Source organism: Rhizobium sp. CB2179 (assembly GCF_057653455.1).
The window spans coordinates 4,166,968-4,187,695 of the sequence record NZ_CM172781.1 but is presented as its reverse complement, the minus strand read 5'-3'; the positions used below and the strand labels follow the sequence as shown (position 1 = coordinate 4,187,695).

At 61.2% G+C, this 20,728-nt stretch carries 18 protein-coding genes; 11 read left to right on the top strand and 7 right to left on the bottom strand.

Annotation, left to right across the window (positions count from 1 at the left end; all coding sequences use genetic code 11):
* Positions 1 to 65 precede the first annotated feature (65 nt).
* The gene (locus AC244Q_RS20635; RefSeq protein ID WP_113547567.1) at positions 66 to 566 is read left to right on the top strand and encodes a cytochrome b; all 501 of its coding nucleotides are present in this window, start codon (positions 66 to 68) and stop codon (positions 564 to 566) included.
* Positions 567 to 635: 69 nt separating this feature from the next.
* Here AC244Q_RS20635 and AC244Q_RS20630 read toward each other — a convergent pair whose 3' ends face one another.
* From AC244Q_RS20630 to AC244Q_RS20620, 3 genes are all read right to left on the bottom strand, one after another.
* Positions 636 to 1,193 carry a hypothetical protein gene (locus AC244Q_RS20630; protein WP_012759268.1) on the bottom strand — a complete coding sequence of 186 codons (558 nt, stop codon included), beginning with the start codon at positions 1,191 to 1,193 and terminating at the stop codon, positions 636 to 638.
* Positions 1,194 to 1,223: 30 nt separating this feature from the next.
* Positions 1,224 to 2,300, bottom strand: a complete 1,077-nt coding sequence (locus AC244Q_RS20625) for a TraB/GumN family protein (protein WP_017995369.1) — start codon at positions 2,298 to 2,300, stop codon at positions 1,224 to 1,226.
* Between the two features lie 189 nt (positions 2,301 to 2,489).
* On the bottom strand, positions 2,490 to 3,425 hold the full coding sequence (locus tag AC244Q_RS20620; RefSeq protein ID WP_017995368.1) for a tyrosine recombinase XerC: 936 nt from the start codon (positions 3,423 to 3,425) through the stop codon (positions 2,490 to 2,492).
* Positions 3,426 to 3,564: 139 nt separating this feature from the next.
* On the opposite strand from AC244Q_RS20620, the gene AC244Q_RS20615 reads away from it, so the two are divergent.
* The gene (locus AC244Q_RS20615; RefSeq protein WP_017995367.1) at positions 3,565 to 4,515 is read left to right on the top strand and encodes a GNAT family N-acetyltransferase; all 951 of its coding nucleotides are present in this window, start codon (positions 3,565 to 3,567) and stop codon (positions 4,513 to 4,515) included.
* A gap of 14 nt (positions 4,516 to 4,529) precedes the next feature.
* Positions 4,530 to 5,027, top strand: a complete 498-nt coding sequence (locus AC244Q_RS20610; protein ID WP_017995366.1) for a GNAT family N-acetyltransferase — start codon at positions 4,530 to 4,532, stop codon at positions 5,025 to 5,027.
* On the opposite strand, the gene AC244Q_RS20605 is transcribed toward AC244Q_RS20610, so the two are convergent.
* From AC244Q_RS20605 to AC244Q_RS20595, 3 genes are read right to left on the bottom strand one after another with little or no spacing between them, the layout of a single operon-like run.
* Entirely contained in the window at positions 5,008 to 5,940 is a 933-nt protein-coding gene (locus AC244Q_RS20605) for a dihydrodipicolinate synthase family protein (RefSeq protein WP_017995365.1), read from the bottom strand. The genes AC244Q_RS20610 and AC244Q_RS20605 overlap by 20 nt on opposite strands.
* 14 nt (positions 5,941 to 5,954) lie before the next feature.
* Complete coding sequence (locus AC244Q_RS20600) at positions 5,955 to 6,827, bottom strand: amidohydrolase family protein (protein WP_012759262.1); 873 nt, start codon at positions 6,825 to 6,827, stop codon at positions 5,955 to 5,957.
* Positions 6,824 to 8,536, bottom strand: coding sequence for an IlvD/Edd family dehydratase (locus AC244Q_RS20595; protein ID WP_128406578.1), 1,713 nt, complete (start codon positions 8,534 to 8,536; stop codon positions 6,824 to 6,826). Before AC244Q_RS20595 ends, AC244Q_RS20600 begins: the two co-directional genes overlap by 4 nt.
* A gap of 240 nt (positions 8,537 to 8,776) precedes the next feature.
* Here AC244Q_RS20595 and AC244Q_RS20590 point away from each other — a divergent pair, with 240 nt between their 5' ends.
* Together AC244Q_RS20590 and AC244Q_RS20585 are read left to right on the top strand one after the other, a co-directional pair.
* Complete coding sequence (locus AC244Q_RS20590; protein ID WP_113547564.1) at positions 8,777 to 9,802, top strand: Gfo/Idh/MocA family protein; 1,026 nt, start codon at positions 8,777 to 8,779, stop codon at positions 9,800 to 9,802.
* A 132-nt stretch (positions 9,803 to 9,934) separates the two neighbouring features.
* Positions 9,935 to 10,606 (top strand): GntR family transcriptional regulator, encoded by a 672-nt coding sequence (locus AC244Q_RS20585; protein ID WP_113547563.1) that lies wholly within the window; start codon positions 9,935 to 9,937, stop codon positions 10,604 to 10,606.
* Positions 10,607 to 10,661: 55 nt separating this feature from the next.
* Here the strand turns inward: AC244Q_RS20585 and AC244Q_RS20580 are convergent, their stop codons facing one another.
* Entirely contained in the window at positions 10,662 to 12,290 is a 1,629-nt protein-coding gene (locus AC244Q_RS20580) for a GH39 family glycosyl hydrolase (protein WP_128406579.1), read from the bottom strand.
* Positions 12,291 to 12,640: 350 nt separating this feature from the next.
* Here AC244Q_RS20580 and AC244Q_RS20575 point away from each other — a divergent pair, with 350 nt between their 5' ends.
* The 6 genes from AC244Q_RS20575 to AC244Q_RS20550 all read left to right on the top strand — a co-directional run bounded on the left by AC244Q_RS20575 (position 12,641) and on the right by AC244Q_RS20550 (position 20,723).
* Complete coding sequence (locus AC244Q_RS20575) at positions 12,641 to 14,542, top strand: ABC transporter substrate-binding protein (RefSeq protein WP_017995362.1); 1,902 nt, start codon at positions 12,641 to 12,643, stop codon at positions 14,540 to 14,542.
* A 67-nt stretch (positions 14,543 to 14,609) separates the two neighbouring features.
* Positions 14,610 to 15,614 carry an ABC transporter permease gene (locus tag AC244Q_RS20570; RefSeq protein WP_003543481.1) on the top strand — a complete coding sequence of 335 codons (1,005 nt, stop codon included), beginning with the start codon at positions 14,610 to 14,612 and terminating at the stop codon, positions 15,612 to 15,614.
* 6 nt (positions 15,615 to 15,620) lie between these two features.
* Entirely contained in the window at positions 15,621 to 16,478 is an 858-nt protein-coding gene (locus AC244Q_RS20565) for an ABC transporter permease (protein WP_017995361.1), read from the top strand.
* A gap of 4 nt (positions 16,479 to 16,482) precedes the next feature.
* On the top strand, positions 16,483 to 17,517 hold the full coding sequence (locus AC244Q_RS20560; protein ID WP_012759255.1) for an ABC transporter ATP-binding protein: 1,035 nt from the start codon (positions 16,483 to 16,485) through the stop codon (positions 17,515 to 17,517).
* A complete protein-coding gene (locus AC244Q_RS20555; RefSeq protein WP_012759254.1) occupies positions 17,514 to 18,401 on the top strand; it encodes an ABC transporter ATP-binding protein in 888 nt (295 codons plus the stop codon). Before AC244Q_RS20560 ends, AC244Q_RS20555 begins: the two co-directional genes overlap by 4 nt.
* A 105-nt stretch (positions 18,402 to 18,506) precedes the next feature.
* A complete protein-coding gene (locus tag AC244Q_RS20550; RefSeq protein ID WP_128406580.1) occupies positions 18,507 to 20,723 on the top strand; it encodes a primosomal protein N' in 2,217 nt (738 codons plus the stop codon).
* Positions 20,724 to 20,728: the final 5 nt, after the last annotated feature.

Below are 20,728 nucleotides of genomic sequence, written 5' to 3'. Positions count from 1 at the left end.
CGGAAGGCAGGCGGCTGTTTTAGTTTTTGCGTATCGTTGGGTTCTGCATTCGTAAAGGTCCAGAAATGCAACAGCCGTCCATCGTGAGTTACAGCCTGAGCCAGCGTTTTCTTCACTGGGCCGTGGCGCTGCTGATCTTCTTCAACCTGCTGTTTCCCGACGGCATGAATATCTGGCATCGGCTGATGCGCAGAGGCCAGGTACCGACGCCGGAGCAGATTTCGTCGGCGAATATCCATGCCTATGTCGGCATCGCCATCCTGCTGCTTGCCGTCCTCAGGCTCGGGCTGCGTTTTACCAAGGGCGTTCCGGATGAGATCGCGCAGGAGCCGGCGATCTTCCGTCTTGCAGCGAGGCTTGCCCATGCCGGCCTCTACATCCTGATCTTCGCGATGCCGCTTTCGGGCATCGCCGCCTACTATTTCGGTATCAATCCCGCCGGTTCGTTCCACGCGGATGTCCTGAAGATCATTCTCTGGGCGCTGATCGCGGCGCATGTCGCCGGCGCCCTCGTCCATCAGTTCTATTGGAAAAGCAATGTTCTGCGCCGCATGACGCTCGGCTGACCGGCGGCATAAGCGATCACATGCGCCTGGGCCCGTTAATCGAAGAGGTGGCACAAATGGGAGTTTGATTTAGCTTATAGTTGGTTCGCAACGCATCCCGTTCCATGGAAAAGACGCCTTCCCTCCGTCACTCCAGTTTCCTTGGAATTCGGAGAAATCCGATGTGAAGGTTATAACCAGATTCCCGTGGCCATACTTGTCTTGCCAAACGAGATTGCGCGTTAAATCATTTCCATCACCGTCGTCGCTCGGCTCAGCCAGCAAGCCCGTGACAGTCTGCCCCTCCTCGAAGAATACGTAGCTTCCCCTTATCTTGCCGTCTGTGACACTCGGACCGAACGTTGTCTGCGCCTCTGCCATGATGCCGTTCGACAGGAGTTCCCCGCAATATTTTCCCAGCGGAAATCGATTACTCTGGGTGGCGGTGGCGATGCATGGGATAGCGGAAGCGGCAAGAATCGCGACCATTCGTAAACTGCGAATAGCTTTCAATTTGTGCTTCCGCGGTGGCGGCAAAAAGTTGGGCCGATTTATAGTTTCCATCTCCGGCGAAATTAATTCGCTTCCCGAACCAGAGCTTGTTTTCACGCCGCCCATCCGGTGCACAAGGCCGACTTTGCCAAGCATGTCCGCTCCGTCAATCTTGGCACTGAAGGCTTAATTTACAGCTGTTACGGTGAAGCCCTGCTGGCGCAGCAGTTCGATGACGCCGTCCTTGCCGGGCAGATGCAGGGCACCGACGGCCATGAAGACGTTGCCGCTGTCGAGGATGGGCGCTGCGCGCTCGGCCATCACCTTGTTGCGGTCAAGGATGACGCGCTGCTCGAAGGCGGCATAATCGCTGTTTTCACCTTCCTCCTCCGGTGTCACGGTTTTCAGCATCGGCATGGTCATGCCGATATCACCCGAGAGGTAGAGGTCGGTCATCGTCTCGACGACATCGCTCATCTTGTCGCCGAGTTCCAGCGTCTCGATCAGCGATTTCAGATGGAATTCGACCGGCAGATCGGCCATGGCCTGGATCTGCTCGGCAAGGGTTTCCAGCCCCTTGACCTGTTTGCCCTGAGCAATGGCATCGGTGGCGATCTTCTGGTCGAGGAACTGCGCGCCTTTTGCCTTGCGGGCGATTTCGCAGGCCGGCAGGGCGACGGCGCTGGAAATCATCCAGGGCCGCATCCGGGAAACGGCGCTGATCGGGATACCGCGCTGCTTGAGGCCGGTTTCGAGACGCTTGTAGTCCTCGGGAGAAAGCAGCTTGTCGATCGTCGTGCCGTCGGTGAACATCGTCAGTTCCGGCTTTGCAAGCAGGGCGGCGGTCGCCTTCCGCTCATCGAGGATCTCGTCGGATTCGATGATGATCGTGTCGGCGGCATCGTGGGCTGCCTGGGCGCGCGGCGGCAGGGCCAGCACGCGCGGATCGGTGACATGCATGCTGCCGAGCAGCCACGAGGGTGCCAATCCCGGCTTCTCGATCTTCCAGAAGATACCCTTGCCGTTCGGCGTGGCGTCGGCTTCCTTCAGCGCCTCTGCGTAGCGGGCAGGGTCGTTCTGCTGCAGCTCGACCATCAGATTGCGGCCGGTGCAGGCGACGTCTTCGGCCGCTGCCGGCCTTGCCGTCAGGAAGGCGGCAAACAGGGCGGCAAGAAGCAGCATGTGAAAGGCTGCGATCAGCCAGAGCAACAGATTGGCCGGCACTGCGAGGTAAGACGTCCGGCGGCCGATTGATGTCGTCATGATGGGTGTTCCGATCACATGCTATAGGCTTCATGCTCTACGCCCGGCTTGCGCATATTCCTTTAAGAGAATGCCTTAACGAGAGCTTAAAGCGCCTCACATTCAATCGCATCCATGCGATGCGCTTTAAGCCTATCGTTTATGCATGTCGTTGCCCCAAAACCGCTGCGCACTTTTGGGCGACATCCATTACGCTCGCGGATGCGCCCGATCATACACCTCGAGCAGCCGCGATGCATCGACGCCGGTATAGACCTGCGTTGTGGAAAGGCTGGCATGGCCGAGCAATTCCTGGATGGTGCGCAGATCGCCGCCGCCGGCAAGCAGATGGGTGGCGAAGGAGTGGCGCAGTGCATGCGGTGTCGCCGTCTCCGGCAGGCCGAAGGCGCTGCGCATCTTCTGCATGGTGCGCTGGATGATCGCCGCTTGCAGCTTGCCGCCGCGGGCGCCGCGAAACAGCGGCTCGCCAGCCTCGAGATGGTATGGGCAGAGCGTGCGGTATTTCTCGACCGCGTCGAAGACCACGGAGAGCAGCGGCACCAGCCGCGTCTTGTTGCCCTTGCCGGTGATGCGGAGTACCGTCGCGCCCTTCTGCAGGTCGGCGGGAGTAAGATCCAGCGCTTCGGAGATGCGCAGGCCGCAGCCGTAGAGCAGCGTCATAACCGCCGCATCGCGCGCCGCAATCCAGGGTTCGTCATGGAGCTGGGCGTCGTCGCTGACGACGGTGATCGCCTGGGTGTCCGACAGCGGCTTGGGCAGCGATTTCGGCTGTTTCGGCGAGCGCACCGCGGCAGCACCGGCGGCGTTGACCAAGCCCTTCTTTTCGAGATGGCGCAGCAGCGAGCGAAGACCGGCGAGATTGCGACCGAGCGATCGGGCGCCGGAGCCCTGCTTTCGCCGGGCCGCCAGGAAGGCGCGGAAATCGGCGGAGCGCAACTCCCTGATATCGCCAAGCGTCACCGGGCCGGCGAGATGGCCGGTCAGAAAGGTCAGAAACTGGCGGGTATCGCGCTCGTAAGCGTCGAGCGTGTGCTCGGAAAGACGGCGCTCACTGGCGAGGTTTTCGAGCCAGGCGGCCCGTTCCGTCATCAGGCGCGGATCGGCGATAACAAGCAGTTCGTTCACGTTGCGGGCCTTGATTTTGCCTTCAAGTCCGCCAATTTGGAGCAGGAACAGTTATGGAATTGCTAATGCCGGCCAAGCCTTTGTCATCCTTCGATCATATTCTATTGCGATAGCTTATACCCCATAGACAGGATCTTTCATGGCACGGCGCGATTCCATGACGGCTTTCGGACAGCTCGCGGAAGCGATCGCTCTCGTTTCACAGGGAAAGCCCGGTCATATCGTCGATACGCTGATTGCCGAACGCGGCCAGAGGATCGTGAAAAATCCGCTCTGGCCGGTTATGCGGCCGTTCCTCTACACGCTGCTGCGCTATAACAAGGCGCTCGAATTCGCCAATGCGGTCGCCAAAATGCCGGGCTTCCAGTCGTTCGAATATCTGAGCGATGTGCTGAGGCTCGACATCGGCATCACCAATGGTGAACGCATTCCCGATACCGGCGGCTTCATCCTCGTCAGCAACCATCCGACCGGAATTGCCGACGGCGTTGCCGTGTTCGATCTCTTGAAAACGCGCCGGCCGGACATGATGTTCTTTGCCAATCGCGATGCCATCCGCGTCAATCCGCGCTTTGCCGAGATGATCATTCCCGTCGAATGGCGGGAGGAGCATAAGAGCAAGCTGAAAGCGCGCGAAACGCTGCAGCTGACCAACCATGCGGTGAAGGAAGGCAAGGCGACAGTGCTCTTTCCCTCAGGCCGTATCGCCTATTGGGCGAACGGCCGGCTGAATGAACGTCCGTGGAAGACCTCGGCCGTCGGGTTGGCGCGCAAATACAATCTGCCGATCCTTCCCGTTCATATGACGGCACGCAATTCCGGCCTGTTCTACTGGCTGGCGAAATGGTCTACCGAGCTTCGCGACATGACCGTGTTCCACGAATTGTTGAACAAACGCGGCGACCGCTTCGATTTCGTCATCGGCAATCTCATTCCGGCCGAACAGCTGGACGGCGACCTCAATGAAGTGACCAAGGCGCTGGAGAAACATACGGTGCAGGACATGGCTAGAGATGGTGACGCGAGTTTCGCGCCGGTCGGTCTGCCGGTTGCGGCGATGCGCCGCGAGATTCCGGTTCCTGCAATCTAACCACCGGCATTGCCATGACAATTGATATCCTGAGGCTCCGCGATCGATTGCCGCAGGAGATCGCAGATCTTGAAAGCGAGGCCCGGTGGGAGGGCCATCGCCATGTCGCCCGCCTTATCGACGAATGGTCGGCCGGCGCCGTCAGGTTCGAACGTGACGGCGAAAGGTTGCTTGGCGCCTATGTCGACGACGCGCTCGTCGGCATCGGCGGCATGACTGTCGACACCGCCATGTCAGGAGCGTTGCGGATGCGGCGTTTCTACATTCGTCCGGCAATGCGCGGGCGCGGCATCGGCCGGATGCTTGCCCTGGCTCTGGTCGATCATGCGCGTTCCTTCTGCACTGTCGTCACCGTTCATGCGGGAAACGATGGTGCAGCGAAGTTCTGGGAGTCGCTCGGGTTTCAACCCCACGGACGAGATGGATATACGCATCTGCTCGCGCTGCAGCGCCATAGCGATGATCCAGCGGCTTTGCATTTGCGCCGGTGTGCTACGCCCCGATCTCCTTGAGGCGGATGGCCTGGCGCGCCAGCAGCCGCTCGACATCGGCAATATCAAGCGCCGAGAGCTTGGCGCCCGGCTTGCGCAGGGTGGCGGACTTGATCACACCGCGCTTGGCAAGCACATATTTGCGCGAGGCAAGACCGATGCCCTGCTGCTGTTCGTAGCGGGCGAGCGGGAGATAGGCATCGAAGATCGCATGGGCGCGATCGGGATTTCCGGCGGCATAGGCCTCGACGACACCAACCATCATCTCGGGATAACAAAAGCCGGTCATGGCGCCATCGGCGCCGCGGCCCATTTCTTCGGGCAGGAAAAGCCCGCCATTGCCGCACAGGATGGAGATACGCCGCATGGCGCCCTTGTCGCTGGCGGCGCGAAGTGCCGAGATTTTCGAAAGACCCGGCCAATCCTCATGCTTGAGCATGACGCAGTTTGGCACCTCGTTGACGATGCGCTCGATGACCTTGGGCGCAATCGTCACATTGGTGGTGAGCGGATAATCCTGCAGCACGAAGGGCGTATCGCCCAGGGCCTCGCCGACCGACTGGTAGAAGGCGAAAGCCTGATCGTCGGTCTTGACGGTCCAGGGTGGCGCGACCATGACACCGGCGGCACCCTCACCCATGACGGCTTCGGCGAGCTCGCTCATCGGCGCAAGCCCTGGCGCCGAAACGCCGACGACGACGGGGAGGCGGCCATCGAGTCGCTTCAGCACCCTTTCGACGACTATCCGCGATTCCTCGGCAGTCAGCTTCGGGGCCTCGCCGAGCTGACCAAGCACCGTCAGGCCGGTGACACCGGCACCTTCGTAGAAATCGACCATGCTGTCGATGCTGGCGAGATCGAGCGCGCCGTCATCGGTGAAGGGGGTTACGGCGATCACATAGACGCCCTTGGCATCTTCAGTCAGTCTGGCCATTGGTGCTCTCCAATTCAGCGGCCGAAGAACAGCGCTTCGGCATTTCGAACAAAAATCTTTTCAGCAACCGCGGGGTCGTCGATGGTGGCCTGCATGGTCTCTACTAGCTCAGTGTCATCGGGCATGCCGTCCCACAATTCGGTGTGCGGCCAATCGCTGCCCCAGAGCAGCCTTTCCGCATGGCTGGTGGCAAGGGCGCGGCCGACCTCGGCAAAACCGTCGTAATTCACGTCCTTCGTCAGACGATAGGGCGCGGTTACTTTGACGTAGGCCTCGGCTCTGTCCATCAGTCTTTTCAGCGCATCGACATGCAATGATCTCGTCTCTCTGGCAAGCGGAATGAAGCCGAGATGATCGATGACGATGGGCAGGCGGATGCCGGACAGCGTTGCTGCAATATCGGAAAGTTGTTCGGGATTGATCTGCAATTGCAGCGACCAGCCGAGAGGGGCAATACTCTCCGCCAGTGTCCTGGCGGCGGCGAGCGGGAGGCCGCCCTTGTTGCGCGTATTGATCCGCACGCCGCGCACGCCGAGCCGGTCGAGCCGCTCTATCTCGGTTTCTGTAGTTTCGGGATCGATGACGACGACGCCGCGCAGACGATCTGGATAGGCGGCAAGCGCCTCCAGCAACACCCTGTTGTCGCGGCCATAGACGCTTGGCTGCACCAATATGCCTCTGACAATGCCAAGGCTGCCGGAGAATTCGATCCAGTCGGAAATCGTCGCGATGTCAGGCGTGTAGCTGCGTGGGGTGTTGAGCGGAGCGCCGGTGCGAAAGACGTGGAAATGCGTGTCGACCGTGCCTTGCGGCAGTGCCGCCCGAGGCAGCCGCGTCAGCGGCCGGTGGGGCAGGCAAAGCGGTGCCTCGATATCAGCGGCGCTCATCGCGCGTCGAACTCCTCGCTTTGCAGGAAGTCGAAGTCGGCGCCTTCGTCAGCCTGGAGCACGCGCTCCTGATAGAGCCTGGCATAGCCGCGCGCCGGGGCCGGGGAGGGCCGGTTGACGACATCAAGCATGCGGCGATCGAATTCCGTCTGGTCGATGTCAAGGTCGATGCGCCTGCCCTCGACGTCGAGGCGAATGCGATCGCCGGTGCGGACGATCGCCAGAGGGCCGCCATCGGCGGCTTCAGGCGCGATATGGAGGATGATCGTGCCGAAGGCCGTGCCGCTCATGCGGGCATCGGAAATCCGCACCATGTCCTTCACGCCCTGCCGCGCGAGCTTGCGCGGGATGGGTAGATAGCCGGCTTCCGGCATGCCGGGCGCACCTTTTGGCCCGGCATTGCGCAGAACCAGGATGTCATCGGCATGGACGTCGAGATCGTCGCTGTCGATGCGCAGCGTCATATCCTCGACGGAATCGAAGACCACGGCGCGGCCGATATGCTGGAGCAGATCCTTGGAGGCTGCGGATTGTTTGATGACGGCGCCACGCGGCGCAAGATTGCCGTGCAGGACGGCGATCGTTCCGATCGGCTTCAACGGTTTCTCGACGGTGCGGATGATGGTCTGGCCCGGCTCGTCGACGACAGCGTCGATGATTTCGCCGATCGTTTTGCCGTAGACCGTCGGGGCGCTGCCGTCGATTTCATGGCGCACCGCCTTCAACAGAGCCGGGACGCCGCCAGCCTCGTGGAACTGCTCCATATAATGCTGGCCGGAGGGCTGCAGGTCGACGAGCAGGGGAATGCTCCGGCCCAGCCGGTCCAGCTCGGCCATGTCGAGGCGCAGGCCGAGGCGGCCGGTGATTGCGGCAAGGTGGACGACGGCATTGGTCGAGCCGCCCATCGCCTGAAGCGCGACGAGGCCGTTGCGGACTGCCTGCGGCGTCAGGATATCGCGCACCGTCGGCGCGGCCTCATCCATGGCGAGACCCGCAGCGACACGGCCCGTCTCCTCGGCAAGGCGAACCCGTTCGGATTCGACGGCGGGCGCCGAACCGGCGCGGGGAAGGCAGAGACCCATGACTTCGGTCAGGTTCGCCATGGTGCTCGCCGTGCCCATCACCGTGCAGGTGCCGATCGAGCTGGCCAGCTTGTTGTTAACCTCGGCGATCTCGGCCTCGTCGATCTCTCCGGCGCGGTAGCGCCCCCAGAAACGGCGACAATCCGTACAGGCGCCAAGCCGTTCGCCCTTGTGGTGGCCGACGGCCATCGGGCCGGTGGGCAGGAAGATCGCCGGTATCTCGCTGCTTGCGGCGGCCATGATCTGGGCCGGCAGGGTCTTGTCGCAGCCGCCGATCAGGACGACGGCATCCATCGGCTGGGCGCGGATCATCTCTTCCGTTTCCATCGCCATCAGATTGCGCAGATACATCGAGGTCGGCGAGGCAAAGCTCTCGTGGATCGAGATCGTCGGAAACACCATGGGCAATGCACCCGTCAGCATCACGCCGCGCTTGGTTGCCTCGATGAGTTGCGGCACATTGCCGTGACAGGGATTGAAATCACTGTAGGTATTGGCGATGCCGACGATCGGACGGTTGAGCGCATCGTCCGAATAACCCATGGCCTTGATGAATGCTTTGCGCAGGAAAAGGGAGAATCCCTGATCGCCATAACTCGTCAGCTTGCGGCGAAGACCGTTGGACAAAGCTGTTCCTCCCTCGCCAAATTGATCCATGGCCGTGGCGTCAGGGTAGAGGGATACGGAGGATTGTCAATAAATAAGATGGTGTCACTGTATCGTATTTTTGGATTTCTGCGGCGATCACCATAAAATACAATGGGAATCTCCGCAATTCGCGCTTTCGTTCAGCAATCAGATGATTGGCTTTTGTGAGGAAGCAGGATAGATTATTGATAAAATAGGATTGAATGCAGAGGAAGCGCGATGATGGGAACGGAACGACGGCGTATCGGCATTATCGGTGCCGGCTGGGTCAGTGCCTACCATCTGCCTGCATGGATGCGGCAATCGAAAAGAGCCGAGGTCGTGGCGATTGCCGACCCGTCGCTGAGCGCCGTTGAAGCCCGGCTTGCCGCCTTCGATATCGCGCGCAGCTATGCGAGCGCGCAGGCGATGCTGGATGCCGAGCAGCTCGATGCCGTTGATATCTGCGCGCCGCGGGAGTTCCATGTCGAACTGGTTCGGCTGGCGGCAGCAAAGGGCCTCGACATCATCTGCCAGAAGCCGCTCGCGCCCTCTTACGGCGAGGCGATCGACCTGCTGGAAGGCCTTTCCGGCAGGGGCAGGCTGATGATCCACGAGAACTGGCGGTTCCGCGCCTATTATCGGCGGCTGAAGGCGTGGATTGACGAGGAGCTTGCCGGCGAGATCCGGCAGGTGCAGTTCGAATTCCTGTCCAGCGGCATGATCGCGGATGCGGAGGGAAAGCGACCGGCGCTGGTGCGCCAGCCGTTCTTCCGGACCCAGCAGCGATTGCTGGTCATGGAGGTCATGATCCATCATCTCGATGCGCTGAGATATCTTCTGGGCGAGTTGGAGGTGGTCAGTGCACGGCTTGAGAGGAGCAATCGCGATATCGTCGCGGAGGATGTCGCAAGCGTCGTCCTGCGCCGGACGAGCGATGGCGTTCTCGTCACCGTCAACGCCAATCTCGCCGTGCATGGCGCGCCGCCGTCGCCGCGCGATCACCTACGCATCTTCGGGTCGCGCGGCACGCTCGAACTGAACGGCAATCTGCTCTCGGCCGAGGGTGCGCAGCAGCGCCGGGAAAGCTTCGATCCTGACGAGACCTACCAGGGCGCCTATGACGCGACCATTGCGCATTTCCTCGACAGCCTCAATGGAAAGGTGGCGATGGAGACATCGCCGGACGACAACATCAAGACGCTTGCCCTTGTCGAGGATATCTATCGCCTGAGCCGGTTCGACCCGGAACGCAATCCACTGTAACATGGCCCGCCGTTAGAGCGCCGCGCGTCCGACAGGACGCGCTAAGGACGCTCTATCACATTAAATTGGCGCATAATCCTTTTCCGAAAATCGACTTCGATTTTCGGGGTTATGCTTCAGAGGAGATGACATTTGCAGACGCTCAACGAAAGCCGCGAAGACGGCATCGAGCATGATGATTTAAGTATTGCCCGCGCGCTGGAGGAAGACATCATTTTCGGGCGGCTTGCGCCCGGAACCCGCCTGACCGAAGACACGCTCCTTGCCCGCTTTCATGTCACGCGCCATTTCGCCCGGCAGGCGATCGTGCAGCTCGAGACGATGGGCATCGTCGTTCGGGAGCGCAACAAGGGGGCGACGGTCCGTTCGCTGACGGCTCGCCAGGTCCAGGAAATCTACGACGTTCGGGAATTGCTGCAACGGCAGGCAGCGCTGTGGATAAGGCTGCCGGCCCCAGAGGCGTTGATCGAGGAGCTTCTGGCGCTGCACGAGGAGCATGGCCGCCACATCGAATCCGGCTATCTCAGGGGTGTGCACGAGGCCAATGACAAATTCCACCTGACGCTCTTTAGCGCCTGCGGCAATGCGCATCTGGTGCAATCGATCGAGCTCTATATGCGGCTCAGCCTGCCGGTGCGTGCCAATTCGATGTCGAGCAAGGAATCGTTGCGCATCTCGCATGAGCATCACCGGCTGATGATCGAGATGCTGCGTGGCGGGGATAACTGGGTTCTCGCCCAGCTCTGCGTCGACCATCTGCAGCCGAGCAAGAAACGTTATCTTGCCTATGTCAGCGAGAATTGACCGGGCCGTTTAATGGGAGCGCAATCTTTCGATTGCGCTCCCTTCGCCTACCGGCTCACCAATCGAGACGCAGGAGAGACACGCCTTGACGCGGTAGGGAGACCTTGAGCCCGATCTTACCGTCGTCGACCTTGACCGATGCCTGACCGTCGATCTCGGCGAGTTTTCCCGAGGCTTCCAGCCTGGCATAGTCTTCGCCGGTCGGATTCTGCGGCTTGCCCATCGCCTTCCAGACGCCGAAAGCGTTGGAATGCTCCTCGTCCATCCTGAAATGCTTGAGCGAGGCGGACTTGCCGTCCCAGCCGTCGAGATTGACCGTGATATTGGCGGACGGCCCGGCTTCATCATCGTCGTGGTAGTGCCAGACGAGAATGGAAACGCCCTTGTCGTCGCGGGTTGCCACGACGTTGACATCGGGCTTGCCGCGAACGCCATGGCTCATGATATCTTCGATGTCGCGGCGATAATCGCTTTCCGATTCCAGCCATTCACCGCCGAGTTTGCCGAGCATGCGGAAGCTGTTGAGAACAGCCTTATCGACGCCATTGGTGGCAAGATCGCGGAAGCCGTCGAAATAGGGCTGGTCGTCGAAGAGGAAGGCCCAGGTCACCGCGCCTTCGATGTGGATGTTGGCGCGTCTTGCAAGCTCGTAAGTGCGGATCATACTCTCGACCACATAGACGCCGTAAAGCGGACCGTTGCGATAGCCGTTCTGGGGATGGACGCGTGCGGAGCAGGCCGCACAGCCTTCCGGATCGGATTCGCCGATCACCACAGGCAGGTGCCGGAGTTCCGGAAACTCATTGATGATGGCAAGGTTCGTCTCGATGTCGCGGAGCTGCTTGTGCAGGCCCATCCGCACGTGACCCTCGTAGATCACAGGATTGCCCTTGGCGTGGAAGGCGAGGAAATCGATCGGCGACTTGTTCTCGACCACGTGCCTGAGGAAGGCGCGCAGAAAGGTCTGGGCCTTTTCATTGGCAAAGGCGCCGCAGGTGTGCGGGCCGCCGACGCGGGCATTGGGCAAGGCACGCTTCAGGGCCTTGGCGCTGACATCATACATTTCGCAGAATTGCGGGATGGTGCCGGTCCAGTAGTGGCCGTCCGGCTCGTTCCACACTTCCCACGGCCAGCTTGAAACGACGTCCTCGCCATATCTCTCGGCAAGATGCCGTGCCCATGCTTCGATCAGGTCGCCCCATTTCTTCAGGTCCGTCGGCGGGGCCGTCCAGCCGGTGGTGATCGTCGCGTATTTGTCGGCCGGCTCCCATTGGTGGCGATAAGGGCCGTCGAAATCGGAGAGCGTCTCCGGCGTGAAGCCGATCTGGATGAGCGGAATGTTGCCGGCTTCGACATAGGTGTCGAAGATCTTGTCGATGATCGTCCAATCATAGACCGGATTGCCGTTCGCATCCTCGGTATAGGCATTGGTCGAACCCCATTTGAGGGCAGGCAGGCCGTCGCCGCTGGTCAGAAGATTGTGCGCACGGATGCGGGGCGGCTCCGGGCTCAGCTCGGTGAGTTCCTTCAGCAGCTTCCTGCCGTGCGGGGAGTAGGTGTAGTTCGGCTCGTCGTAGCCGAACCAGTTCCACAAAGGTTGGTATTTGCCGGTTGGCCGGTTGGCGTGAACGGAGATTGTCACGTCATAGGGGCTGCTCATTCTGGTGTCCTCTTGAACGGTCATGCCAAAGCCTCCTCCCGAAAGCAGCCGACCTGTCTGGTGATGAAGTGCGGCCTCTTGGGAGGGCGCCGCGCTCGCCGCAAAAGCTAAGCCAAACGCTCACTTTGTCAATAATATAAAAAAGCACATCGCTGCCCTGCGCCAAAAATGCCTGAAAATGCGCTATTTTTTATGACAAGCAAAATTATTAGTTGCCGTTTCTCAAAAAATTGTCGATAACTACGGCGTGAGTTCACCCGCCGCCGAGGAGTGCATGTGCCCTACGGCACGCGCAGGCAGGGGTTCGCTGGACGCCATCGTCAATTGATTACGGGAAGCGCTCGCCGCGGCGAGTTGAGGAGGAGGAACATCCGATGAAGTTCCGTAAATATGCAGCCTTTGCCTTATTGTCGCTCATGGCCCTTCCGGCATTTGCGCAGGATTTCATTGCCGGCATACCGCGCAACGAAACGCTGATCATCCAGGGCACGCCGCAGCAGAATGCCGACTGGTTCAACGTCTGGGCTCCGGGCGGCGGGGCGGCGGCAAACCTCAACGGCCTGCAGCAGCTGACCACCGATACGCTGTGGTTCATCAATCCCGAGGGCGGCAAGGATGCCTGGCAGAATGCGCTTGCCAGCGAACCGCCGAGCTACAACGCCGATTTCACCGAGATGACGGTAAAGCTGCGCAAGGGGATCTTCTGGAGCGACGGTGTCGAATTTACCAGCGACGACGTGGTCTATACCGTGCAGACGCAGATCGACCATCCCGGCATGGCCTGGAGCGCGCCCTTCACCGTCAATGTCGCGAGTATCGAAAATCCTGATCCGCAGACCGTCGTCTTTCATCTGAAGAAGCCGAACTCGCGCTTCCACACGCTGTTCACGGTGCGTTGGAATGCCGCCTGGATCATGCCGAAGCACGTCTTCGAGAAGGCCGCCGATCCGCTGTCCTTCAATAATAATCCGCCGGTTTCGCTCGGGCCCTACCAGCTGCAGAGCTATGACAAGGGCGGCAACTGGACGATCTGGAAGCTGCGTGATGACTGGCAGCGCACGTCGATCGGCCTGGCTGCGGCACAACCGCCTGAGGTCAAATACGTCGTCTATCGGGCCGCCGGCAATCCGGAAGCGCGCGTCATCGAACAGCGCAACCACAATCTCGACGTCATCAACGACATGGCGCCAGAGGGCATGTTCTCGATCATGCGCGACAGCAAGAGCACGGCCTCCTGGCTGAAGGGCTTTCCTTTCGCACATCCGGACCCGACGCTGCCTTCCGTTCTCTTCAATACGAAGAAGGCGCCCTTCGACAATAAAGACGTGCGCTGGGCTCTCGCTCTACTGATCGATATCCGCGAAGTGGCGCTCGGCTCCTACCGCGGCGCGGCCAATATCGCCGCCCTTGCCACGCCGCCGACGGGTTCCGCCCCGGACGACTATTACGCACCGATGCAGGACTGGCTGACGAATTTCGAGCTCGACACCGGATCCCGCAAGATCAAGCCCTACGATCCCAACATCTCGGCGCAGATCGCCAATATGGTGCGCAGCCAATGGGCCGATCAGATCCCGACCGATCCGGCCAAGCTGCAGCGTACATTCGGCTTCGGCTGGTGGAAGAAGGACGTTCAGGCTGCAACCGAGCTGCTGCAGAAGGCTGGTTTCAAGAAAAGCGGCCGCCAGTGGGTGAAGCCTGACGGCACGCCCTTTACGATCCGCCTGCAGGTGGAAGGCGATGCCATCCCGACGCTTGCCCGCGCCGGCACGGTGATCGCCCAGCAATGGTCGCAAGCCGGCATCGCCACCAAGGTCGATGTCGCCGGCCCGACCAATGGCCAGCGCCTCAGCACCGGCGATTTCGAGACGGCGATCTACTGGAGCATCGAGACCTGGGGCGGTCATCCCGACCTCTCCTTCTTCCTCGACAGCTATCATTCGGAGTTCATCAAGCCGGTCGGGCAGATCCAGCCGCCGCGCAATCTGCAGCGCTGGCAGGATCCGCGTCTCGACCAGTTGATCGAGCGCAATCGGTCGATCGCCTTCGATTCGCCCGATGTCGCCAAGCTCGGCCAGGACTTCCTGAAGCTTGCCGTCGAGGAAATGCCGATGATCCCGCTGATGGCCTACAACAAGTTCGCACCGCTCGATACGACCTACTGGACCAACTATCCGAGCGCTGACAATCCCTATTCGGCCTCGGGTCCGAACTGGTCGAACATTCGCTACATGGTGGTCGGGCTGAAGGCCAATCCGGATGCGCCGAAGCCTTGATCGAGGCACAACAAAGGAAACAGCCGGCCGCCGGCTGTTTCCGTTCTGCTATTGAAGGGTCGATGTCATGAACGGCTTTCTGATCTATGCGGCAAAACGCTTTCTGCAATTTCTCTTCGTGGTCTTCACCGGCATCACGCTGGCCTTCCTGATCGCGCATTTTTCGCCGGTCGATCCGATCGAGCAGACCGTATCGCTGTTGACGAGCTTCGGTTCCACCGATCCGCAGGCCGTCGAAATCCTCCGCGAATCGCTGCGCGAGCTCTACGGCACCGGCGGCCCGCTGCTGGAGCAGTATTTCACCTTCTGGGGCCGTGTCCTGACCGGCGATTTCGGCCCGTCGCTTTCGTCTTTCCCGACTCCGGTGATGACCGTTATCGGCCGGGCACTGCCCTGGACCGTCGGGCTTCTGACGCTCGCAACGATAATTTCCTGGATCATCGGCAATTTTCTCGGCGCGCTTGCCGGCTATTTCCGCAGCAGCAAGCTGCTGAAGGTCGCCGGCATCGTCATCATGGCGCTGCAGCCGATCCCGACCTACATCATCGGTCTCAGCCTGGTGATCCTCTTCGGTTTCATCTGGCCGATCCTGCCGATCAGCGACGGCGCGCAGGTCAATCTCGCGCCGGCCTTCAACTGGGCCTTCATCAGCTCGGTGATCGAACACGGCATCCTGCCGGCCCTGACCCTCGTGCTCGTCGGCATCGGCGGCTGGTTCATCTCGATGCGCTCGCTGGTTTCCAACATCGTCACCGACGACCACGTCGTCTATGCCGAACTTGGCGGCGTGCGCTCGCGCAGCATCTTTTCGCAATATGTGGCGCGCAACGCCATGCTGCCGCAGGTCACCGGCCTGGCGCTCAGTCTCGGCAATGTCTTCGGCGGCGCCGTCATCGTCGAGTTCGTCTTCAATTATCCCGGGATCGGCAAGCTTCTGATCTCCGGCATCTATTCCGGCGATTACAGCCTCGTGCTCGGTGTCACCACCATCGCCATCATCGCGGTTGCCGCCGCGGTCTTCGTGATCGACATCATCTATCCGCTGATCGATCCACGCGTGAAACTGGGGTAATCCGCGATGTTCAAAGTCCTCAGAGACCTGCTGCGCTACAACAAGGAGTTCCTGCTCGGAACCATCCTGATTTCTATCATCCTGGCGCTGATCGTGGCGTCGTTCTTCTCGCCCTATGACGAGAATGCCATCTATGTCGTTGCGCCCGACATGCCGCCTTCGGCCGAATTCTGGCTCGGCACCACCTCGCGCGGCCAGGAGGTTTTCTGGCAGATCGCCGCCTCGATGCGAAATACGCTGTTCTTCGGTATCATCGTCGCCTTCGTCAGCCGCATCATCGCCATCGCCGTCGGGCTGATCTCCGGCTATATCGGCGGCCGAACCGACCAGATCATCATGGCGGTCAACGATACGCTCGGCGCACTGCCGAACATTCCGATCCTGCTGCTTCTGGTCTTCGTGCTCCGCGACCAGATGACGTGGTTCATGCTGGCGATCACCGCAGCGCTGCTCGGATGGACACATGACAGCCGGCTGATCCGGTCCGTCGCCCTGTCTCTCCGTCAGCGGGAATTCACCCGGCACGCGGTCTTTTCGGGCATGCGCACACCGCAGATCCTCATCCGCGAACATCTGCCCTATGTCATGCCGATCGTCTTCTTCACGACGATGAACAACATGATCTGGGCGATCGGCCTCGAAGTGACGCTCTCGGTGCTCGGATTTTCCGACATCAACCGGCCGACGATCGGCGGCATGATCTACTGGGCCAATGCGCATTCCGCGATGGTATCGGGCATATGGTGGTGGGTCGCCTTTCCGATGCTCTTCGTCGTCATCCTCTTCCTCGGCCTGTTCATGCTCGCCATGTCGGTGAACGAATATATCGACCCGCGCTCGCGGCTCGCCCGCATGGGAGCTTGAGGAGATGCAGAACCTGATGAGGACGCAGCCTTTGACCCTTGCCGAAAACACCATGGACGCACTGACGATCGACGGGCTGAAATGCTACTACGTCAACGACTATTTCGGTGTGCGGCGGGAAATCCGCGCAGTCGACGATATCAGCCTGACCATCCGCAAGAACGAGATCTACGGCATTGCCGGCGAATCCTCGAGCGGCAAGACATCGCTGATCAAGACGCTTGCCGGCGCCATCCGCCCGCCGATGCGCGTCGTCGGCGGAACGGTGAAATTCAATTTTGCCGACGGGCCGATCGATGTCTACGGCGAACCGGCGAAGATGAAGGCGGCACGCTGGCGTCACCTCTCCTACATCATGCAGGGTTCGATGAACGTGCTGAACCCGGTCAGAAGGGTCAAACACGCCTTCACCGATTTCGCCTCCCGCCATATGAACCTCGATCCCGCCGCCTTCCGCGCGCGCGTCGAGGCGCATCTTGCCAGGCTGCATCTCGATCCTCATGTGCTCGAAGCCTTTCCGCATCAGCTTTCGGGCGGCATGCGCCAGCGTCTGACGATCGCCCTTGCCACCGTCTGCGAGCCGGAATTCATCATCGCCGACGAGCCGACGACGGCGCTCGACGTGCTTGTCCAGCAGGACGTGCTGGCGCTGATCAAGGAAGTGCAGACCCGCCTGCAGTCCTCGGTCATCTTCGTGACCCACGACATGTCTGTGCATGCCGCCATCACCGACCGGCTGGCCATCATGTATGCGGGACGGCTGGCGGAGGAGGGGCCGACGCAGGCGATCTTCGACAATCCCCAGCATCCCTACACCGTCCACCTGATCGGCAGCCTGCCGCGCATTGGCGACGTCTCGACGCGGAAAAGCCTCAAGGGCAAGCCGCCGGCACTTTCGGATCCGCCTTCGGGATGCCGTTTCCATCCACGCTGTCCGATCGCGATCGACAAATGCGCACGTGAAGTGCCGGCGATGCTGCCGAGCGCGACGGGAGGGCGGGTCGCGTGCTTCCGTGCCGGGGAGTACCAGATCCAATGAGCAGCAATCTCCTCGAACTCGACCATGTGACCAAGCTCTTTCCGATCGGCGGCTTCTTCTCGCGCGAAAAGATGAAGGCGGTCGACGATGTCAGCTTTGCGCTTGCCGCCGACAAACCCGAGATATTCACGATCGTCGGCGAATCCGGCTCCGGAAAATCGACGCTGGCGAAGATGATCCTCGGCAGCGAAAAGGCCGATCGGGGCAGCATTCATTTCGACGGCACGGATGTGAAGGCGGTGCGGTCCCGCAGGGATCGCGAGGCTTTCATGGCCAAGGTCCAGCCGGTCTTCCAAAATCCATTCGAGGCCTTCAATCCGCTGACCCGGATCGACGAGTATCTGCTGGCCACCGCGCATCGCTTCAAGGGGGCAAAGAGCCGCACCGAGAAAGAGGCGCTTGCCGACGTTGCCCTCCAACGCGTCGGCCTGTCGATGGCGGAGATAAAGGGCCGCTTCTCGCACGAGCTTTCAGGCGGCCAATTGCAGCGCATCGCTGTCGCCCGTGCGCTGATACCCGAGCCGAAGCTGATCGTGGCGGACGAGCCGGTCTCGATGGTCGACGCATCGCTTCGCATGTCGATCGTCAATCTCTTCCGCGATCTGCGTGATGCGCTCAACGTCTCGATCGTCTACATCACCCATGATCTTGCGACCGCCTATTATATTTCCGACCGCGTGGTGATCATGCGCAAGGGCGTGGTGGTGGAGAGCGGCGATGCCAGGGACGTGCTGGAACATCCGAAACACGCCTATTCGATCGCGTTGAAGAACGCCGTTCTGCCGCCCGATCCTCGCGAGGCATCGGCGATCCTGCGTCTGCGGCAGCGCAATGCCGAGACAAATGAAGCCACTTCCGGCAGTGGCGACCGACTTGCCAGGTGAAGCGCAATTCTGAGCTTCACTGTTTAAATCGTTGCGACCAGCCGGAACGCGTCGCTGCGTCTTTGCGGTTCCAATTCCATCGATTTGCGGGCATGGTCTCGCGCGATGAGCACAGATTCGTCCGATCTCTTTGGCGCGCTTTTCGAGGCACCGCCCGCGAACCGAACGGTTCCCGTGCTGGTGCCGATGCCGGCGCCGAAACCCTATTCCTATTCGGTGCCGGATGGCATGGCGGTCGAGCCCGGCTCGGTCGTGCAGGTGCCGCTCGGGCCGCGGCAGGTGATCGGCGTCGTCTGGGACGGCGGCGAGGACGGCGTCGATCCGAAGAAGCTTCGGCCGATCAGCCATGTCTTCGATTGCCCGCCGCTTGCCAGGGAGATGCGGGATTTCATCGATTGGGTGGCGACCTATACGCTCTCGCCGCCCGGCCTCGTCGCCCGTATGGCGCTGCGGGCGCCGAACGCCTTCGAGCCGGAACCGATGGTGGAGGGGCTGAAGCTCGTCGGCGGCGAACCGGAGCGGATGACGCCGGCGCGCGCCCGGGTGCTCGATACGGCCTCCGACGGCTTTTCCTGGACACGCAGCGGCCTTGCGCATGCGGCGGGTGTCTCGACGAGTGTCGTCGACGGCCTGATCACGCTCGGTATTTTTGAGGCGATATTCCTGGCGCCGCCGCCGGTGGTGGCGATGCCGGATCCGGATTTTGCCGCCGCACGTCTCGAAGGACCGCAGAAGCAGGCGGCCGAAGAGATCGTTGCCGATGTCCGCAAGGGCGAATTTTCGGTGTCACTGATCGACGGGGTGACCGGCTCCGGCAAGACCGAGGTCTATTTCGAGGCGATTGCCGAGACACTGAAACGTGGCAAGCAGGTGCTGATCCTGCTGCCGGAGATCGCCCTGACGGCCAGTTTCATGGAGCGCTTCCAGGACCGCTTCGGGGCAAAGCCGGCCGAATGGCATTCCGATCTTGCGCCGCGCATGCGCGAAAAGGTCTGGCGCCAGGCGGTGACCGGCGAAGTGCGGGTGGTGGCTGGCGCCCGCTCGGCGCTCTTCCTGCCCTTCGAGGATCTCGGCCTGATCATCGTCGACGAGGAGCACGATCCCGCTTATAAGCAGGAGGATCGCGTCTTCTACAATGCTCGCGACATGGCCGTCGTGCGCGGCCGCATCGGTGATTTTCCCGTCATTCTGGTGTCGGCGACACCGTCGGTCGAAAGCCAGGTCAATGGCCAGAGCGGGCGCTACAGCACCGTCCACCTGCCGACGCGTTTCGGCGATGCGGCGATGCCGGACCTCCATCTGGTCGATATGCGCAGGCACGCGCCGGAGCGGGGCGGCTTCCTGTCGCCAGTGCTGATCCGGGCGATTGGCAAGACGGTGGACAAGCGCGAACAGGCACTGCTGTTTCTCAACCGGCGCGGTTATGCGCCGCTGACGCTCTGCCGGGTCTGCGGCCATCGGTTCCAATGCCCGCAATGTTCGAGCTGGCTGGTGGAGCATCGTTTCCGCAAGCAGCTGCAATGCCATCAATGCGGCCATGCCGAGCGCACGCCCGAGGCCTGCCCGGAATGCGGCACGCTCGACCATCTCGTCGCCTGCGGGCCAGGCGTCGAGCGCATCGCCGAGGAGGTGGAACGGCATTTTCCGGAGGCGCGGACGATCGTTCTCTCCTCGGATATCATGGGTGGGGTGAAGCGGCTGCGGCTGGAGCTGGAAGCGATCGCCAAGGGCGAGGCCGATATCGTTATCGGCACCCAGCTTGTGGCAAAGGGGCACAATTTTCCGCTGATGACGCTGGTCGGCATCGTCGATGCCGATCTCGGCCTTGCCAATGGCGACCCGCGCGCGGCCGAACGCACCTTCCAGCTCTTGTCGCAGGTGACGGGCCGGGCCGGGCGCACCGGCCTCAAGAGCCATGGGTTGCTGCAGACCTATCAGCCGCAGCATCCTGTCATGCAGGCAATTGTCTCCGGCGATTCCGACGCCTTCTACGAGCGCGAGATCACCGAACGCGAACGCGCCATATTGCCGCCCTTCGGCAGGCTGGCGTCGATCATCGTTTCGGCCGAAACCCGCCACGACGCCGAAAACCATGCGCGCGGCATGCGCAACGCCGCACCGCAGGTGTCAGGCATCTCGGTGCTCGGTCCGGCCGAAGCGCCGCTCGCGCTGGTGCGCGGCCGCCACCGCTTCCGTCTTTTGGTCCACGGCCGGCGGAACTCGGACATGCAGGGCTTTCTGCGGGCGATGCTCTCACAATCGCCCAAAGAGCGTGGATCGGTGCAGGTGCAGCTGGATATCGATCCGCAGAGTTTTCTCTAAATCAA

What these genes read in the sequence shown, in the direction of transcription:
- AC244Q_RS20635 (WP_113547567.1), top strand. Translation starts at nt 66, where the DNA reads ATGCAACAGCCGTCCATCGTGAGTTACAGCCTGAGCCAGCGTTTTCTT.
- AC244Q_RS20630 (WP_012759268.1), bottom strand. Translation starts at nt 1,193, where the DNA reads ATGCTTGGCAAAGTCGGCCTTGTGCACCGGATGGGCGGCGTGAAAACA.
- AC244Q_RS20625 (WP_017995369.1), bottom strand. Translation starts at nt 2,300, where the DNA reads ATGACGACATCAATCGGCCGCCGGACGTCTTACCTCGCAGTGCCGGCC.
- AC244Q_RS20615 (WP_017995367.1), top strand. Translation starts at nt 3,565, where the DNA reads ATGGCACGGCGCGATTCCATGACGGCTTTCGGACAGCTCGCGGAAGCG.
- AC244Q_RS20610 (WP_017995366.1), top strand. Translation starts at nt 4,530, where the DNA reads ATGACAATTGATATCCTGAGGCTCCGCGATCGATTGCCGCAGGAGATC.
- AC244Q_RS20605 (WP_017995365.1), bottom strand. Translation starts at nt 5,940, where the DNA reads ATGGCCAGACTGACTGAAGATGCCAAGGGCGTCTATGTGATCGCCGTA.
- AC244Q_RS20600 (WP_012759262.1), bottom strand. Translation starts at nt 6,827, where the DNA reads ATGAGCGCCGCTGATATCGAGGCACCGCTTTGCCTGCCCCACCGGCCG.
- AC244Q_RS20590 (WP_113547564.1), top strand. Translation starts at nt 8,777, where the DNA reads ATGATGGGAACGGAACGACGGCGTATCGGCATTATCGGTGCCGGCTGG.
- AC244Q_RS20580 (WP_128406579.1), bottom strand. Translation starts at nt 12,290, where the DNA reads ATGACCGTTCAAGAGGACACCAGAATGAGCAGCCCCTATGACGTGACA.
- AC244Q_RS20575 (WP_017995362.1), top strand. Translation starts at nt 12,641, where the DNA reads ATGAAGTTCCGTAAATATGCAGCCTTTGCCTTATTGTCGCTCATGGCC.
- AC244Q_RS20570 (WP_003543481.1), top strand. Translation starts at nt 14,610, where the DNA reads ATGAACGGCTTTCTGATCTATGCGGCAAAACGCTTTCTGCAATTTCTC.
- AC244Q_RS20565 (WP_017995361.1), top strand. Translation starts at nt 15,621, where the DNA reads ATGTTCAAAGTCCTCAGAGACCTGCTGCGCTACAACAAGGAGTTCCTG.
- AC244Q_RS20560 (WP_012759255.1), top strand. Translation starts at nt 16,483, where the DNA reads ATGCAGAACCTGATGAGGACGCAGCCTTTGACCCTTGCCGAAAACACC.
- AC244Q_RS20555 (WP_012759254.1), top strand. Translation starts at nt 17,514, where the DNA reads ATGAGCAGCAATCTCCTCGAACTCGACCATGTGACCAAGCTCTTTCCG.
- AC244Q_RS20550 (WP_128406580.1), top strand. Translation starts at nt 18,507, where the DNA reads ATGAGCACAGATTCGTCCGATCTCTTTGGCGCGCTTTTCGAGGCACCG.